This is a genomic window from Enterobacter sp. 168J2 (assembly GCF_034107265.1).
GTDB lineage: Bacteria > Pseudomonadota > Gammaproteobacteria > Enterobacterales > Enterobacteriaceae > Enterobacter > Enterobacter nematophilus.
On sequence record NZ_JAWNEB010000006.1, the window covers coordinates 176,398 to 192,246 of the forward strand.

The following is a 15,849-nucleotide window of genomic DNA, read 5'->3' on the forward strand; positions in this document are numbered from 1 at the left end:
GGTGATTGTGATGGGATTCAAATATTGCCCCTCACCCTACCCCTCTCCCCGGAGGGGAGAGGGGACTGGCCGGTGCGGCCTTAAAGAATTGGCTCGATCAGGTTTTTTCCCTCTCCCCTTAGGGGAGAGGGGCAGGGTGAGGGGGGTGGGTTTTTACTAACCCCGGTGCCTGCCACATCGACGTCGTCAGCCCGCTGTCCACCAGCCCGAGCTGGTCGGCGTACACCGCCTGCCATTTCTGCATCATGCCGTCGTACAGCTCGCGGTGCTGCGGGTTTGGCGTGAACTCATGGCTCCACTTCACCAGCCGTTCGCCCGTCGAGGCCATATCCGCAAACAGCCCCGCGCCAGCACCTGCCGCAATGGCGCACCCCAGCGCCGTCGCCTCCTTCACTTCCGGCACGCGTACCGGCAGCCCGGTGACGTCGCTTAAGATCTGGCTCCACAGGGCTCCTTTGGAACCGCCGCCCGCAAACACCAGGCTTTCGAAGTTAACGCCGGAGAAGCGCGAGATCTGCGCCAGGTTGCAGGCCGAGACAATCGCCGCGTTCTCCTCCAGCGCGCGAAACAGCGTCGCTTTGTTGCACTTTTCCGGGTCGATGGAGAGGTTAATAAACGACGGCGCGGCGTGGTACCACTGCTTAAAATGCATCGCGTCGGAGAAGATCGGCATCACCCCGTGGGAGCCCGCCGGCACGCGGCTCGCCATCTCTTCCAGCAGGGAGTAGGTGTCCATCCCCATCCGCTCGGCAATCAGCTTCTCCTCCGCGCAGAAGGCGTCGCGGAACCAGCGCATGGTCAGCCCGGTAAAGAAGCTGATCGACTCCGCCTGCGCCATGCCGGGAATGACGTGCGGGTTCACGCGGATGTTCATCTCGGGGTCGGTGCGCACCTGCGGCAGGTTCACCACCTGCTGCCAGAAGGTGCCGCCCAGCACCGCCGTTTGTCCGGCGCGGACCACGCCCAGCCCCAGACAGCCCAGCTGCACGTCGCCGCCGCCCATCACAACCGGGGTACCTTCGCGCAGGCCGCTCTGCTGCGCGGCCTCTCTGGTAATTGCCCCCAGCACGGTGCCGGTCTCTTTCACCGGGGAGAGGATATCGGCGCGTAGCCCGGCCATGTCGAGCAGCGCCGGACGCCAGTCGCGGGAGAAGAGATCGAGCATGCCGGTGGTGCCCGCGTTAGACGGGTCGACCGCCAGCTCGCCGGAGAGCTTCGCCGCCAGCCAGTCGCTGATCATGGTGATGGTCGCAGCCTTGCGGTAGATGTCCGGACGGTGGTGCGCCAGCCACAGCAGGCGGGGCATGGCGCTCAGCGCCAGCGTCTGGCCGGAAACGTCATACACCTCGGATTCAAAACGATAGTCGTGGATCTCTTTGAGTTCGACCACCTCGCGGCTGGCGCGGGCATCGACGTTGGCGCAGGCCCAGATGGCCTCGCCGTTGCGGTCATACAGCACGATCCCTTCGCGCATCGAGCAGCAGGCGACGGACTGAATATCCGCCGCGCTCAGGCGCGCGCGTTCCAGCGCCTGATGAATGCACCGGCAGGCCAGCCGCCAGTTGGTCTCCAGATCAAATTCCATCGACCCCGGCACGTTCTCCACGCTCAGGTGCTTCCACTCGGCCTGGCCGACGGCAACCTGGTTGCCCTGTAAATCGAAAATCACGGCGCGAACGCTGCCTGTCCCTGCATCTAACGCTAAAAGGTAACTCATGAGCTTGCCTCGTTGTTAGCGCAGGGCGACTCTTATTCGGCCAGAGCCAGCACCGCGCGGGCTGTCGTCTCTTCCGTCACCAGGCCATTGATACGGCGACCCTTCAGTGCGGCATAAATCGCATCGGCTTTCTCTTCCCCTCCGGCCACGCCAACGATGGTGGGCAGCTGCGCCAGTTCATCGAGCGTGACGCCCAGCAATTCTTTATGGATCTCCAGCTCCTCAACGCACTCGCCCTCCGCATTGAGGAAATAGCCGAGAATGTCGCCGACCGCCCCTTTGCGGGCGTACATCAGCTGCTCGCCTTCGCTGATATAGCCGGAGCGCAGTATGGTGGCGTCACGGCGCTGGTTCACCGAACCAATGCCGACCACCGCCACGTCGGCGGCGGTGGCGGCGAGGATCACGTCCCGCACGCTGGTCTCGCGTTTTAAGATCCCGGCCACCTCGGCGGATGAGACGCGAAGCGGGGCGGGGATCATGCTGACGCTGCAGGCCGCGTCGAGCTGGCCGATACCGGTCATATACGGCCCGACGCCGCCGGAGAGCGTCACCAGGCGGATCTGCTGCGAGCTGATAAAGCCGCTCAGGTGCTGCAGGCTGCTCATGGTGGTTTCACCAAACCCCACCGCCAGCAGCTGGCCGGGTTCCAGCACGCCCATCAGCGACTGCGCCGCGCCAATGCCCAGCCGCACGTTCATCGGCGGCGTATTGAGGGCGGGCATCACGCGCACCAGCTTTAGCCCAAAGCGCTGCTGTAGCTCGGTTTCCAGCGACAGGCAGCCCTCGTAGCGGGAGTTGATCTGCACGCGGATCACCCCGGACTGGCGGCCCTTCTCCAGCAGGCGGGAGATCTTCAGGCGCGGCAGCCCGAGCCGCTCGCCGATGTCGTTCTGGGTTAGCCCGTCGTGGTAGTAGCACCAGGCCACGCGCGCTACCAGCTCCTCTTCCGCCAGCGCCAGCCCGGCAAACCGTCCTTCTTCCGCAGTGCGTTTATCGCTCATAGTTGAACTCTTATAAAAATTTAGATCATATGTTCGTGATGGCGCGGAGGGAAAATGTGAGCCACGCGACAAAACGGATCATTTCGATCGTTTCTGGTTTATCTGAATCTCAAACGGTAAAACTGTGATCCCTGCACGGTTGTAAATATAGTTCACCGTCTACGCTTTTGAACATTATTAAATCTAAAAATCATTTGTTCAATAGCGGAGCGATGATGACACCACTTCTCGACGCGCGGAATATCAGCAAGCAATTCTCGGGCGTGCCGGTTCTGAAAGGCATTGATTTCACGCTGCTTGCGGGCCAGGTGCACGCCCTGATGGGCGGAAACGGCGCGGGGAAATCGACGCTGATGAAGATCATCGCCGGGGTGGAGACGCCGGATAGCGGTGAACTTTCGGTCGCGGGGGAGTCTTTTGCACGGCTCACGCCCGCGCAGGCGCACAAGCTCGGCATTTACCTGGTGCCGCAGGAGCCGCTGCTGTTCCCCAACCTGACGGTGCGGGAAAACATCCTGTTCCGCCTGCCGCGCGAGCGCGATCTGGAAACGCGGCTGGCGGAGAAACTCCAGCAGCTCCAGTGCCAGCTTAACCTCGACGCCACCGCCAGCACCCTGGAAGTGGCGGATCAGCAGATGGTGGAGATCCTCCGCGGGCTGATGCGCAACGCCAGGATCCTGATCCTCGACGAGCCCACGGCATCCCTCACGCCCGGCGAAACCGAGCGGCTGTTTCGCCAGATCCGCGCCCTGCAGGATCTTGGCGTCGGGATTGTTTTTATCTCGCACAAGTTCCCTGAAATCCGCATGCTTTCCAGCCACGTCTCGGTCATGCGCGACGGCGCGGTAGTGTTGAGTGGCGAAACCGCGCAGTTTGACGACAGCGCCCTGATCGCCGCCATGACGCCGGTGAGCCGGGAGAAGGCCCTGAGCGATACGCAAAAGCTGTGGCTGGCGCTGCCGGGCAACCGCCGCACCCAGGCGCAGGATTTTCCGGTGCTGCGGGTGGAGGATCTTACCGGGGAGGGGTTTATCGATCTCAGCCTTGAGATCTACGCCGGGGAGATCGTCGGCCTGGCCGGGCTGGTGGGTTCCGGGCGCACCGAATTTGCGGAAACCCTGTACGGCCTTCGTCCGGTGCGCGGTGGGCGGGTCTGGCTGGAGAATCAGGAGATCGCCAACGAGCTGGTCAGTTCACGCCTGGAGAAAGGGCTAGTCTACCTGCCGGAAGACAGGCAGGTGTCCGGCCTGTTCCTCGACGCGCCTGTCCGCTGGAACACCGTGGCGCTGAACGAACCGTCTATCTGGCAGCAGCGCGGGCGGGAGTCTGCGGTAGTGGAGCGCTATCATCGGGCGCTGGGGATCAGGCTCAACCATGCGGATCAACCCGTGCGCACGCTCTCCGGCGGCAACCAGCAGAAGGTGCTGCTGGCGCGCTGCCTGGAGGCCAATCCGCTATTGCTGATCGTCGATGAGCCGACGCGCGGGGTGGACGTCTCGGCGCGCGCCGACATCTACCAGCTGATAAAAAGCGTGGCGGCACAGAACGTGGCGGTGCTGATGATCTCAAGCGATCTCGATGAATTTCCCGGCCTCGCGGATCGCGTGCTGGTGATGCATCAGGGCGTGCTTAGCGGGGAGCTGCCGCGCCACGCGGTCAGCCTCGACAAGATGATGGCGCTGGCGTTTGGAGGGCAATCATGAAGACCTTACTCAAAAACCGCGAACTGAGCGCGTTTCTCGCCATTCTGGCGCTGTTCGCCGTGCTGGTGGCGCTGAACCCGTCCTACCTAAGTTTACAGACGCTGGGGATGATCTTCGCCAGCTCGCAGATCCTGATCCTGCTGGCCATCGGCGCTGCGCTGGTGATGCTGACCCGCAATATTGATGTGTCCGTGGGTTCCACCGTCGGGCTGTCCGCCATTGCCGTGGGCGTGGCGCTCAACGGCGGCTACAGCCTGCCCGTTTCTATTCTCTTCGCGCTGTCGATAGGCGCGCTGGCCGGGGCGTTCAACGGTTTTCTGGTGGTGGGGCTGCGCATTCCGGCGATTGTCGCCACCCTCGGGACGCTGGGGCTGTATCGCGGGGCGATGCTGCTCTGGACGGGGGGTAAGTGGATTGAGGGGTTGCCGCCGGGGCTGAAATCCCTCTCTGAGCCTGCCGCCGTCGGCATTTCGCCGCTCGGCATGTTGGTGCTGATTATCGCGGCCACAGGCGCGTGGGCCCTGTCGCGCACCGCGTTCGGGCGGGATTTCTACGCGGTGGGTGATAACCTCGCCGCCGCGCGCCAGCTGGGCGTGGCGGTGAACCGCACCCGCATGATTGCCTTTACCCTGAACGGCATGCTGGCGGCCTGCGCCGGGATCGTGTTTGCCGCGCAGATTGGCTTCGTGCCCAACCAGACCGGCAGCGGGCTGGAGATGAAGGCCATCGCCGCCTGCGTGCTCGGGGGGATTTCGCTGCTGGGCGGCACGGGCACGCTGGTCGGCGCTTTCCTCGGCGCCTTCTTCCTGACCCAAATCGACACCGTGCTGGTGCTGTTCAGGCTCCCGGCGTGGTGGAACGACTTTATCGCCGGGCTGGTGCTGCTGGGCGTGCTGGTGCTCGACGGGCGCCTGCGCCAGGCGCTGGCGCGCCATCAGCGGGCGCTGAAGTACGGCCGATTCCAGCCGGGTAACAGAGGGGGGAAGCACGTTACCCCGTTTCCAGAACGCAAAAAAGAGGTGGCGTAAATGAGGTTTAACTGGGAAAGCGCGCTGCTGATTTTACTGGTGCTGGAGATCCTGCTCTTTGGCGCCATCAACCCGCGCATGCTCGACATCAACATGCTGTTGTTCAGCACCAGCGACTTCATCTGCATCGGCATCGTGGCGCTGCCGCTCACGCTGGTCATCATCAGCGGCGGGATCGACATCTCCCTCGGTTCGACCATCGGCCTCTGCGCCATCGCGCTGGGGGTGATGATGCAGGCGGGGTGGCCGATGGCGGCGGCTATTCCACTGACGCTGCTGCTCGGCCTGCTGTGCGGATTATTTAATGCCGCGCTTATTCACTACACCGGCATTAGCCCGCTGGTGATCACCCTCGGCACGCTCTACCTCTACGGCGGCGGCGCGCTGCTGCTCTCCGGCATGGCGGGCGCGACGGGCTATGAGGGCATCGGCGGCTTCCCGGACAGCTTCACGGCGTTCGCTAACCTCACGGTGCTGGGCCTGCCGATCCCGCTGGTGCTGTTCGCGGTGATTACCGTCTTCTTCTGGCTGATTACCCACCGCGGGCGCTTTGGACGTCATCTGTTCTTAATCGGCCAGAATCCGCGCGCGGCGCGCTATGCGGCGCTGTCGGTGAACGGCATGCCCTACGCCCTGTACGGCCTGGTGGGCGTGGCCTCGGCGATTGCCGCGCTGGTGATGGTCTCCTATTTCGGCTCCGCGCGTTCGGATCTGGGGCGCGATTTACTCATGCCTGCGCTCACCGCCGCCGTACTCGGCGGGGCCAATATCTACGGCGGGTCAGGTTCGGTTGTCGGTACGGCGCTGGCGGCGCTGCTGGTGGGCTACCTGCAACAGGGTTTACAGATGGTCGGCATCCCCAACCAGGTATCAAGCGCGCTTTCAGGTGCGCTGCTGGTTGTGGTGGTGATGGGACGTTCGCTGAGTCTGCACCGCGAATGGGTGCGATCTCTCTTCAGAAAACTATCCGGAGCGTAAGATGAAAACAAAACTGCTCGTCCTGGCAATGGCCCTCAGCTTCGCCTCGGCGCAGGCGGCTGACCGCATTGCCTTTATCCCGAAGCTGGTAGGCGTGGGCTTCTTTACCAGCGGCGGCAACGGCGCGAAAGAGGCGGGGAAAGCGCTCGGCGTGGACGTCACCTACGACGGCCCGACCGAGCCGAGCGTTTCCGGCCAGGTGCAGCTCATCAACAACTTCGTCAACCAGGGCTATAACGCCATCATCGTCTCCGCCGTGTCGCCGGACGGCCTCTGCCCGGCGCTCAAGCGCGCGATGCAGCGCGGCGTGAAAGTTCTGACCTGGGACTCCGACACCAAACCGGAGTGCCGCAGCATCTACATCAACCAGGGGACGCCGGAGCAGCTCGGCGGCCTGCTGGTGGAGATGGCGGGCAAGCAGGTCACCAAACCGAATGCGAAAGTGGCGTTCTTCTACTCCAGCCCGACCGTCACCGACCAGAACCAGTGGGTGAAAGAGGCGAAGGCCAAAATCGAGAAAGATCATCCCCAGTGGCAGATCGTCACGACCCAGTTTGGCTATAACGATGCCACCAAATCCCTGCAAACCGCCGAGGGGATCTTAAAAGCGTATCCGGATCTGGATGCGATCATCGCGCCGGACGCCAACGCGCTGCCGGCGGCGGCACAGGCGGCGGAAAACCTGAAGCGCGAAGGGGTGGCAATCGTTGGGTTCAGTACGCCGAACGTCATGCGCCCGTACGTTGAGCGCGGCACGGTGAAAGCTTTCGGCCTGTGGGATGTCGTACAACAGGGCAAAATTGCGGTCAATGTCGCCGATCGTCTGCTGAAAAAAGGCGATCTTAACGTTGGCGACAGCGTGGACGTCAAAGACATCGGTGCGCTGAAGGTCGAGCCGAACAGCGTGCAGGGCTACCAGTATGAGGCGAAGGGCAACGGCATCGTGCTGCTGCCGGAGCGCGTGGTGTTCACCAAAGAGAACATCAATAAATACGATTTCTGACGGGGGAGCAAATGGCTGATTTAGACGACATCAAAGACGGCAAGGATTTTGGCATCGGCACGCCGCAGCAGAATGTGCCTTACACTCTGAAGGGCTGCGGCTCGCTGGACTGGGGCATGCAGTCCAGGCTTTCGCGCATCTTCAACCCGCAGAGCAACCGCACGGTGATGCTGGCCTTTGACCACGGCTACTTTCAGGGGCCGACCACCGGGCTTGAGCGTATCGACCTCTCCATCGCGCCGCTGTTTGGTGAAACCGACGTGCTGATGTGTACCCGCGGCATTCTGCGAAGCCAGGTGCCAGCCGCGACGAACAAACCGGTGGTGCTGCGCGCCTCCGGCGGTAACTCGATTCTGGGCGAGCTGTCGAACGAGTGCGTGGCGGTGGCGATGGAGGACGCGCTGCGCCTGAACGTCTGCGCGGTGGCGGCACAGGTGTACATAGGCAGCGAGTTTGAGCATCAGTCGATCAACAACATCATCAAGCTGGTGGACGCGGGCGCGCGCTACGGGATGCCCGTGCTAGCGGTGACGGGCGTCGGCAAGGAGATGGCGCGCGACGCGCGCTACTTCTCGCTCGCCAGCCGCATCGCCGCCGAAATGGGGGCGCAGTTCGTCAAAACCTACTACGTGGACGAAGGTTTTGAAAAAGTGACCGCCAGCTGCCCGGTGCCGATTGTGATCGCCGGGGGCAAAAAGCTGCCGGAGCACGAAGCGCTGGAGATGTGCTGGCGCGCGATCGACCAGGGCGCGTCCGGCGTGGACATGGGGCGCAATATCTTCCAGTCCAGCGCGCCGCTCGCCATGCTGAAGGCGGTGAAGAAAGTGGTTCATGAGAACTGGAACGCCAGAGATGCATTCCAGTTCTGGCAGGAAGAGAAACAGGGAGAAGCGAAATGAACGTGACGTTAGTGGAGATCAACATCAAGCCCGAGCGAGTGGACGAGTTTCTGGAGGTGTTTCGCGCCAACCACGAGGGGGCAATCAGGGAGCCGGGGAACCTACGCTTTGACGTCTTGCAGGACCCGCGGGTGAAAACCCGGTTCTTTATTTATGAGGCCTACAAAGACGAAGAGGCTGTGCTGGCGCACAAGCAAACCCCGCACTATCTGGCGTGCGTGGATAAGCTTGAGGAGCTGATGTCAGAGCCGCGTAAGAAACGCAGTTTTGTGGGGCTGTTGCCGGAGTAACGGCCTTGCCCGGTGGCGCTAACGCTTACCGGGCGTTGTTCAGGCCAGCTCCATCAGCTGAACCTGAGCAGTGGCTCCCGGCATCAGCCGTTGCAGGTTGTTGACCAGCTCTTCCCCTGCCTCTTCCAGTGCCGCAAGCGGCATCGACGGCAGGCTTTCAAGAATAAACCACATGGATTGCGCCTGGCTGTCCAGACGCGTCCGTATCCCCTGGCGCCAGTTCCAGCGTCGGCAGGTCACGCCCAGGTCGTCGCGCCAGATAACCTCGCCCGGTTCCGGATGTTCCACCACTGGTTGTCCCTCTTTGAAAGTATCAAACGGCTCGCTGCCGTCGGCCAGGGTCAGACGGGGCGCACCCGAGTACGCCGAGAGATTTTCCCCACCCACCGGAATGGTATAGCGAATGCTCACCGCGTTATAGATATCCACGACAGGATCCAGCGATGGCAGCGAACCGTCTTTCAATACCCGCTTGCGCAGGGCAGCCGCCGAGCAGGGCGTGCGTTTCGGTTTCGCGCCGAAGGCTTTAAACACCTCATCCCAGTCTGAAAGGTGCGCATTAGCCCAGGGCACATCATCATTCAACATCTGCTGACAGGCCTGCGCCAGCGCGGCGGGCGCAACCTCCGGGTGGCTAATCGGCGTGGCTTCAACCAGAATGCTCAATGCCCGAAAGCCGGGCGCAATGTCGGCAAGTCGCGAATCTATTGACGGCGTTACGAGAGACATAAATAATCCTGTATTGACTGTTTTATACCATGGTAGTGACCAATGACTGATAAAGTCAATATAATGACTGATTCGGGTGCCGATGTTGCCCAGGTAAGCCTGGCCGTGGCAAACCGCATACGCAACTGGCGTAAAGAGAAAAAGCTGTCGCTGGACGAACTGTCCCGCCGCGCAAGCGTCAGCAAAGGCATGCTGGTAGAGATCGAAAAGGGCGCAGCCAATCCCAGCATCGCCATTTTGTGCAAGCTGGCCGCCGCGCTCGGCATCTCCGTGGCGGATATCGTCAACGTCTCCAGCGAGCCGCTGGTGCATGTTATAGAAGAAACGGCGATTCCGGTGCTGTGGCAGGGCACACAGGGCGGTTACGCCAGGCTGCTGGCGGGCACCGCGGGCCCGGACATGATTGAGCTATGGCAGTGGGAGATGCATCCGGGGGAGTATTTCACCTCGACAGGGCATCCGGCGGGAACCTTTGAGCTACTGCACGTGAACGAAGGCGTGTTGACGCTGACGGTGGACGAGACGGTGACGCAGGTTAATGCAGGCGCATCGGCTGTGGCGAAAACCGAAGCGGCGCACGGCTATGCGAACGAAGGCGATACCGTGCTTCGCTTCACCATGACCGTGGCGGAGTTTCACCGATAAAAAACCGGGCCTACAGCCACCTGTAGGCCCGGTGATTTTTTACGCCTCTTCCACGCTCACCCGCAGCGCGGCCAGCGCTTTGTTCGCCGCTTTCAGCACCTGCTCACACTGCTCAATGGTCAGCGTCAGCGGTGGCTCAATGCGGATGGTTTTCGAGTTGTTGAGCGTGCCGGCCACCAGCACCCGCTGGCGGAACATCTCGCTCGCGAAGCTGTAGCCGATTTCGTTGTCGACAAACTCGATTGCCATCAGCATCCCTTTGCCGCGCGCCTCCTGCACCAGGTCCGGGTACTCACGCCCCAGCTGGCGGAAGCCGTCCAGCAGCATGTCGCCTTTCTGCTCCGCCTGCGCAGGCAGGTTTTGCTCCAGCAGCACGTTGATGGTGGCCAGCGCCGCCGCACAGGCCAGCGGGTTGCCGCCAAAGGTGGTAGTGTGCAGGAACGGATTGTCGAACAGCACCGAGAACACCTCCTCGGTGGCCACCGTCGCGCCAATCGGCATCACGCCGCCGCCGAGGGCCTTCGCCAGACACAGAATGTCCGGCTGAACGTTTTCGTGCTCGCAGGCAAACATCTTGCCGGTTCGCCCCATCCCGGTCTGCACTTCGTCGAGGATCAGCAGCGCGCCAAATTCATCGCACAGCTGACGCACGGCGGGCAGATAGCCCTGTGGAGGCAGGATCACGCCGCCTTCACCCTGAATCGGCTCCAGGATCACCGCCGCCACGTCATCGCCGGTTTTACGGCATTCGCTCAGCACGGTGCGCATGGCGTTGATGTCGCCAAACGGCACGTGGCGGAAGCCCGGCAGCAGCGGCATAAACGGTTTGCGGAAGGTGGATTTAGCGGTAGCAGACAGTGCGCCCAGGGATTTACCGTGGAACGCGCCGCTGGTGGCAACGAAGGTAAATTTCCCGCGCGGCGACTGGTACGCCTTGGCGAGCTTAATCGCCGCCTCGACTGACTCGGTGCCGCTGTTGCTGAAGAAGCTGTATTTCAGTTTGCCGGGGGTTAAGGCCGCCAGCGTTTTCGCGAGCATGGCGCGAAGCGGGTCGAGCAGTTCCTGGCTATGAAGAGGTTGTTTCGCAAGTTGATTCTGTACGGCGGAAACCACTACTGGATTACGGTGCCCCACGTTGAAGATACCAAAACCACCCAGGCAATCTATAAACTCCTGTCCCTGGGTGTCGACAAGCGTGTTCAGACTTCCCGCTTGCCACTCTACGGCTCCGTAATCCCCGCCGGCGGTAACAGATTTGCGATACTCCAGAAAACCAGGATTTACATGCTCTTTAAAGTAATCGATGACCTCTCGGTTAAGTTGTTTCATCTCCTCATGATCGAGCGTTCGCTTCTCAATGAGATTCAGTGCGTGCGCGGTACAGGCAAGAGCCGAGGCGCTGGAAGGTAACCTGTTCAAAATGTGCTCCCGGGGATCGCGTATCACATGATACTGAGTTAAGTATTGCAGGGATTACGCCACTTCAGATGACTTAACGAAAATCGGGATAAACGCCAGGTTAAAATTATGTTGCGCAATATTTAATCATGCCGGAGCAATCGAAACGGGATTTAGCGGTACAGGGCAGCCCGCATTCTCAGGTGCAGAAAAGGGCAACTGCACTAAAGGAGTGCATGGATTGCGGCTTAAGTGGGGGTTAACAGGTCGTGCTTTATAGGTAATTTCTTTACGAAAGTATTTGGAATCAATGAATTATAAAATCTCACAAAAAGTGCGGTTTAAGTGAAATCTGCGATCTCCATCATGTTTAACAACTAAAGATAAATTGTTTACCGCCGAAAAAACAATAAACCACAAAATTAACATTCGAATAACCTGCAAGGAATGCCCGCCATGTCTTCTCCTTCCTTTGTCACCCAGAATAACTATCCTCTGGACGATGACACCACCTTAATGTCGACCACAGACGTCCACAGCTATATGACCCATGCAAACGACACCTTTGTGCAGGTGAGCGGCTATCAGCTTGATGAGCTGATGGGCCAGCCGCACAATCTGGTGCGCCATCCCGACATGCCAAAAGCGGCGTTTGCCGATATGTGGTACACCCTGCAGCAGGGGGAGCCCTGGAGCGGGATTGTCAAAAACCGACGTAAAAATGGCGATCATTACTGGGTGCGCGCGAATGCGGTGCCGATGGTGCGAAACGGGCAGGTGACGGGCTATATGTCGATCCGCACCAAAGCCACGGAGGAAGAGATTGCCGCCGTGGAGCCGCTCTACCGGGCGCTGAATAACGGGAGCTGTAAAAAACGCATTCAAAAAGGACTGGTGGTGCGTAAGGGCTGGTTGGGTAAACTTCCTGCCATGCCGCTGCGCTGGCGCGTGCGCAGCGTGATGGCGATGCTCTTTGCCGCGCTTGCCGCTACCCTGGTGATCACCTCCGCAGGCTGGGCACCGCTCGCAGCGGCCGCCGTGGTCATGCTGCTGGGCACGCTGCTGTTTGAGCAGCAAATTGTCCGCCCAATCGAAAACGTCGCGCATCAGGCGCTGAAGGTGGCGACCGGCGAGCGCAACAGCGTGCAGCATCTGAACCGCAGCGACGAGCTGGGGCTGACCCTGCGCGCGGTAGGACAGCTGGGGCTGATGTGCCGCTGGCTCATCAATGACGTCTCAAGCCAGGTGATGAGCGTCCGCGACGGCAGCGACAGGCTGGCGCAGGGGAATGAAGCGCTGAACGATCGTACGCGTCAGACCGTGGCGAACGTGCAGCAGACCGTCGCAACGATGAACCAGATGGCCGCCTCCGTTCAGAGCAACTCAGAAACCGCCGCCGAAGTGGACAAACTCTCCGTAGCCGCGAGCAGCGCGGCGACGAAAGGCGGCAACGCGATGCAGACCGTCGTCAAAACCATGGACGACATTGCCGACAGCACGCAGCGCATCGGCTCGATTACCTCCCTGATTAACGACATCGCTTTCCAGACCAATATTCTGGCGCTGAATGCGGCCGTTGAAGCGGCAAGGGCCGGCGAGCAGGGGAAAGGCTTTGCCGTGGTCGCGGGGGAAGTTCGCCACCTTGCCAGCCGCAGCGCGAATGCGGCGAATGATATCCGTAAGCTGATTGATGCCAGCGCCAGCAGGGTGCAGTCCGGCTCCGAGCAGGTGCACGCCGCAGGCCGCACGATGGATGATATTGTCGAGCAGGTGAAAAACGTCACGCAGCTCATCGCGCAGATCAGCCACTCGACGTCCGAACAGGCCACCGGACTGTCAGAGTTAACCCGCGCGGTGGCGGAGCTGGACAGCATTACGCAAAAAAATGCTGACCTGGTCGAGGAGAGCGCGCACATCTCTGCCATGGTGAAACACCGTGCCGGGCGTCTTAAGGATGCGGTGACGGTGCTCCATTGAGCCAGTAATGTTCCGGAAAAGTCGTTTATACCGTAAGGAATAAACGGCTTTTTTATTTCTGGCTGTGACTATTAATGGCTTTTATTGTTAATGAGATATTAAATAACTAAAGAAAGTGCCTCAGTTATTTATCCCTGCCTAAGTCAGTTTTCCCCGATGCTATTTTGCAAAACCCTGTTCTGGTGGTCTGGTAACGATCGATGGGGCGAAATTAATAGCCTCTACCTATCCATTGTGATGGTTATGAAATAAAAAAACGATCAAAGTCATAAAGTTAGCGGATTCGTTACCGATAACAGCGATCGTCTGAGAAATAATCACATCGATGGAGAAAATATGTTCTTACATGACGTAAAGATCGGCACGAAATTATTTCTGGCGTTTGGATTCTTTATTGTCCTGATGGTGGTCAGCGCCAGTATGTCCTTACTGAGCCTGAACCGGGCTAACAACGGGATGCAATCCATCATTACCCATGATTATCCCACCACGGTAAAAGCGAACCAGTTAATCGACAACTTCCAGGAATTTATTAGCACTCAGCAGCTCATGCTGCTGGATGAACAGGGAACGTACACGGCAAAGTCGCAGCAGCATCTTAAAGCGATCAGCGAGCATATCACGGTGATTTTGGGCGAGCTGAATACGGTGTTGCAGGACCCGAAATCGCAGCAGGTTCTTGCCGAGATCCGCGACGTTCGTCAGCAGTATCTGGACTCGCGCTATCGCATTTTGCAGGCGGTGCAGAATAACGACCGTGCGGGTGCTATCCAGGAGATGATGACCCACACCCTCACCGTGCAGCAGGCCTATAAAGCCAAAGTGCAGGAGCTGATTGCGATTCAGAACCAGGAGATGCAGAACGCCGGGGCGCTGGTGGAAGGCGACTTCAGGTCTAGCCGACTGCTGCTAATCCTGATCACCCTCTTTAGCGTCGCGGCTGGCAGCCTGATTGGCTGGTTTATCGTGCGCGCTATCACCCGTCCGCTCGGCGAGGCGGTGAATTTTGCCAATGCCATTTCAGAGGGCGACCTGACGGGCAGCATCACGCCGCACGGCAAAGACGAAACGGGCCTGTTGCTGCACGCACTGATGGAGATGAAAAACCGCCTGCTGGACATTGTGCAGCAGGTGCAAACCGGCTCGGAGAACATCTCCAGCGCAGCCGCGCAGATTGTCGCCGGTAACCAGGATCTTGCCGCGCGCACCGAGGAGCAGGCAAGTTCCGTTGAACAGACCGCCGCCTCGATGGAGCAGATCACCGCGACGGTGAAAAACACCGCCTCGCACACAGGGGAAGCGACCAACCTCTCGGCAGATGCCGCTACGGTGGTCAAAAATAACGGGGAGATGATGAAGCAGGTGACCAGTAAAATGCGCCTGATTAACGAGACGTCGAACCGGATGTCCGACATTATCGACCTGATCGACGCCATTGCGTTCCAGACCAACATTCTGGCGCTCAACGCGGCGGTGGAAGCGGCCCGTGCCGGTGAGCACGGTCGCGGCTTCGCGGTGGTGGCCGGCGAGGTGCGCCAGCTAGCCCAGAAGAGCGCGTCGTCCGCCAGTGAAATCCGCGAGCTGATCGAGAGCTCCACCAGCCAGACCCAGGACGGGATGAATCTGGTGGAAAAAGCGAGCGCGTTGATCAACGGCATGGTCGGCAACGTGGAGGAGATGGACGCGATCCTGCGCGAGATCCGCCAGGCCAGCCATGAGCAGACGGAGGGGATCTCGCAGATCAACAGCGCGATTGGCCTGATTGATGCCACCACCCAGCAGAACTCTGCGCTGGTGGAGGAGTCCGTCGCGGCGGCGGCATCCCTTAACGAACAGGCGATGCACTTGAAAGAGCTGGTACGCGTCTTCCGCGTGAGCGAGCGCGCGCCGGCTTAATCCAGCTGGGAGATCTCCAGCGCCGCGCGGTCGATTACGCCGATAATCTGCCTGAGCTGCGCGTCGCTGAGCTCTCCCTGATTCACCTTCAGGTCCAACACCGCTTTAAAGTTATCCAGCGCCCGCTTCATCTGCGGGTTTTTGCGCAGCTGAAACCCGACGCTGCGCGCCTTAATACGCATCTGGATCTGTTCCAGCTGTTCCCGGTTTTCGTCCAGCCAGCGTTGTCCTTCAGCGGTAATCGCAATCTTCTTACGACCGCTCTCTTCTTCCGTAATGGTGATAAACGTCTGATCCTGCAGATAATCCAGCGTCGGGTAGATCACGCCGGGGCTCGGGGTATAGTTCCCCTGGGTGAGGTTCTCGATCTCTTTGATCAGCTCATAGCCGTGGCTCGCGCTGCGGGTCAGAATATCCAGAATCACCAGCCGCAGGTCGCCGTGGCCGAAAAAGCGCGGTCGGCGTACGCCGCCGTCGTGTTCGTGTCGCATGTTATGCCTCTCAATTTGATATATCTAAACTATATCTAAGATATATTCAGATGCAATCTAAAAGAACTTGCATTTTTACTGATTAGTAATC

14 protein-coding genes are annotated in these 15,849 nt (G+C 60.0%); 9 read left to right on the forward strand and 5 right to left on the reverse strand.

Annotated elements, in window-relative coordinates:
* Positions 1-118: 118 nt before the first annotated feature.
* Positions 119-1,717, reverse strand: coding sequence for an autoinducer-2 kinase (lsrK, locus tag USG84_RS16710; protein WP_253543324.1), 1,599 nt, complete (start codon positions 1,715-1,717; stop codon positions 119-121).
* 32 nt (positions 1,718-1,749) lie between these two features.
* Positions 1,750-2,721: a transcriptional regulator LsrR gene (gene lsrR / locus USG84_RS16715; RefSeq protein WP_045260116.1), complete on the reverse strand. Its 972-nt coding sequence runs from the start codon at positions 2,719-2,721 to the stop codon at positions 1,750-1,752.
* A gap of 215 nt (positions 2,722-2,936) precedes the next feature.
* Between lsrR and lsrA the strand changes: the two genes are divergently transcribed.
* Genes lsrA through lsrG form a run of 6 tightly spaced genes read left to right on the forward strand, consistent with a single transcriptional unit; the run spans position 2,937 to position 8,622 of the window.
* Entirely contained in the window at positions 2,937-4,424 is a 1,488-nt protein-coding gene (lsrA, locus tag USG84_RS16720; RefSeq protein WP_253543513.1) for an autoinducer 2 ABC transporter ATP-binding protein LsrA, read from the forward strand.
* Positions 4,421-5,452, forward strand: coding sequence for an autoinducer 2 ABC transporter permease LsrC (lsrC, locus tag USG84_RS16725; protein ID WP_061097004.1), 1,032 nt, complete (start codon positions 4,421-4,423; stop codon positions 5,450-5,452). Before lsrA ends, lsrC begins: the two co-directional genes overlap by 4 nt.
* Complete coding sequence (gene lsrD / locus USG84_RS16730) at positions 5,453-6,430, forward strand: autoinducer 2 ABC transporter permease LsrD (RefSeq protein WP_320738379.1); 978 nt, start codon at positions 5,453-5,455, stop codon at positions 6,428-6,430. It begins immediately after the preceding gene.
* Between the two features lies 1 nt (position 6,431).
* The gene (gene lsrB, locus USG84_RS16735) at positions 6,432-7,433 is read left to right on the forward strand and encodes an autoinducer 2 ABC transporter substrate-binding protein LsrB (RefSeq protein ID WP_320738380.1); all 1,002 of its coding nucleotides are present in this window, start codon (positions 6,432-6,434) and stop codon (positions 7,431-7,433) included.
* Positions 7,434-7,444: 11 nt separating this feature from the next.
* Positions 7,445-8,332, forward strand: a complete 888-nt coding sequence (lsrF, locus tag USG84_RS16740) for a 3-hydroxy-5-phosphonooxypentane-2,4-dione thiolase (RefSeq protein ID WP_151414012.1) — start codon at positions 7,445-7,447, stop codon at positions 8,330-8,332.
* A complete protein-coding gene (lsrG, locus tag USG84_RS16745; RefSeq protein WP_044597614.1) occupies positions 8,329-8,622 on the forward strand; it encodes a (4S)-4-hydroxy-5-phosphonooxypentane-2,3-dione isomerase in 294 nt (97 codons plus the stop codon). The genes lsrF and lsrG overlap by 4 nt, the downstream gene beginning before the upstream one ends.
* Positions 8,623-8,661: 39 nt before the next feature.
* Here lsrG and USG84_RS16750 read toward each other — a convergent pair whose 3' ends face one another.
* Positions 8,662-9,351: a B3/4 domain-containing protein gene (locus USG84_RS16750; protein WP_320738381.1), complete on the reverse strand. Its 690-nt coding sequence runs from the start codon at positions 9,349-9,351 to the stop codon at positions 8,662-8,664.
* 42 nt (positions 9,352-9,393) lie between these two features.
* Here USG84_RS16750 and USG84_RS16755 point away from each other — a divergent pair, with 42 nt between their 5' ends.
* A complete protein-coding gene (locus USG84_RS16755) occupies positions 9,394-9,996 on the forward strand; it encodes a helix-turn-helix domain-containing protein (RefSeq protein ID WP_151414013.1) in 603 nt (200 codons plus the stop codon).
* Positions 9,997-10,035: 39 nt separating this feature from the next.
* Here USG84_RS16755 and ygjG read toward each other — a convergent pair whose 3' ends face one another.
* On the reverse strand, positions 10,036-11,415 hold the full coding sequence (gene ygjG, locus USG84_RS16760) for a putrescine aminotransferase (RefSeq protein ID WP_253543317.1): 1,380 nt from the start codon (positions 11,413-11,415) through the stop codon (positions 10,036-10,038).
* Between the two features lie 435 nt (positions 11,416-11,850).
* Between ygjG and USG84_RS16765 the strand changes: the two genes are divergently transcribed.
* Together USG84_RS16765 and USG84_RS16770 are read left to right on the forward strand one after the other, a co-directional pair.
* On the forward strand, positions 11,851-13,371 hold the full coding sequence (locus USG84_RS16765) for a methyl-accepting chemotaxis protein (protein WP_253543316.1): 1,521 nt from the start codon (positions 11,851-11,853) through the stop codon (positions 13,369-13,371).
* Positions 13,372-13,707: 336 nt separating this feature from the next.
* On the forward strand, positions 13,708-15,267 hold the full coding sequence (locus USG84_RS16770) for a methyl-accepting chemotaxis protein (RefSeq protein ID WP_253543315.1): 1,560 nt from the start codon (positions 13,708-13,710) through the stop codon (positions 15,265-15,267).
* Here the strand turns inward: USG84_RS16770 and USG84_RS16775 are convergent.
* Entirely contained in the window at positions 15,264-15,758 is a 495-nt protein-coding gene (locus USG84_RS16775; RefSeq protein ID WP_151414015.1) for a PadR family transcriptional regulator, read from the reverse strand. The two genes, USG84_RS16770 and USG84_RS16775, sit on opposite strands and share 4 nt — an antisense overlap.
* Between the last annotated feature and the right edge of the window lie 91 nt (positions 15,759-15,849).

What these genes read in the sequence shown, in the direction of transcription:
- lsrD (WP_320738379.1), top strand. Translation starts at nt 5,453, where the DNA reads ATGAGGTTTAACTGGGAAAGCGCGCTGCTGATTTTACTGGTGCTGGAG.
- USG84_RS16765 (WP_253543316.1), top strand. Translation starts at nt 11,851, where the DNA reads ATGTCTTCTCCTTCCTTTGTCACCCAGAATAACTATCCTCTGGACGAT.
- USG84_RS16750 (WP_320738381.1), bottom strand. Translation starts at nt 9,351, where the DNA reads ATGTCTCTCGTAACGCCGTCAATAGATTCGCGACTTGCCGACATTGCG.
- lsrF (WP_151414012.1), top strand. Translation starts at nt 7,445, where the DNA reads ATGGCTGATTTAGACGACATCAAAGACGGCAAGGATTTTGGCATCGGC.
- USG84_RS16775 (WP_151414015.1), bottom strand. Translation starts at nt 15,758, where the DNA reads ATGCGACACGAACACGACGGCGGCGTACGCCGACCGCGCTTTTTCGGC.
- lsrA (WP_253543513.1), top strand. Translation starts at nt 2,937, where the DNA reads ATGACACCACTTCTCGACGCGCGGAATATCAGCAAGCAATTCTCGGGC.
- lsrG (WP_044597614.1), top strand. Translation starts at nt 8,329, where the DNA reads ATGAACGTGACGTTAGTGGAGATCAACATCAAGCCCGAGCGAGTGGAC.
- lsrC (WP_061097004.1), top strand. Translation starts at nt 4,421, where the DNA reads ATGAAGACCTTACTCAAAAACCGCGAACTGAGCGCGTTTCTCGCCATT.
- USG84_RS16770 (WP_253543315.1), top strand. Translation starts at nt 13,708, where the DNA reads ATGTTCTTACATGACGTAAAGATCGGCACGAAATTATTTCTGGCGTTT.
- lsrB (WP_320738380.1), top strand. Translation starts at nt 6,432, where the DNA reads ATGAAAACAAAACTGCTCGTCCTGGCAATGGCCCTCAGCTTCGCCTCG.
- lsrR (WP_045260116.1), bottom strand. Translation starts at nt 2,721, where the DNA reads ATGAGCGATAAACGCACTGCGGAAGAAGGACGGTTTGCCGGGCTGGCG.
- USG84_RS16755 (WP_151414013.1), top strand. Translation starts at nt 9,394, where the DNA reads ATGACTGATAAAGTCAATATAATGACTGATTCGGGTGCCGATGTTGCC.
- lsrK (WP_253543324.1), bottom strand. Translation starts at nt 1,717, where the DNA reads ATGAGTTACCTTTTAGCGTTAGATGCAGGGACAGGCAGCGTTCGCGCC.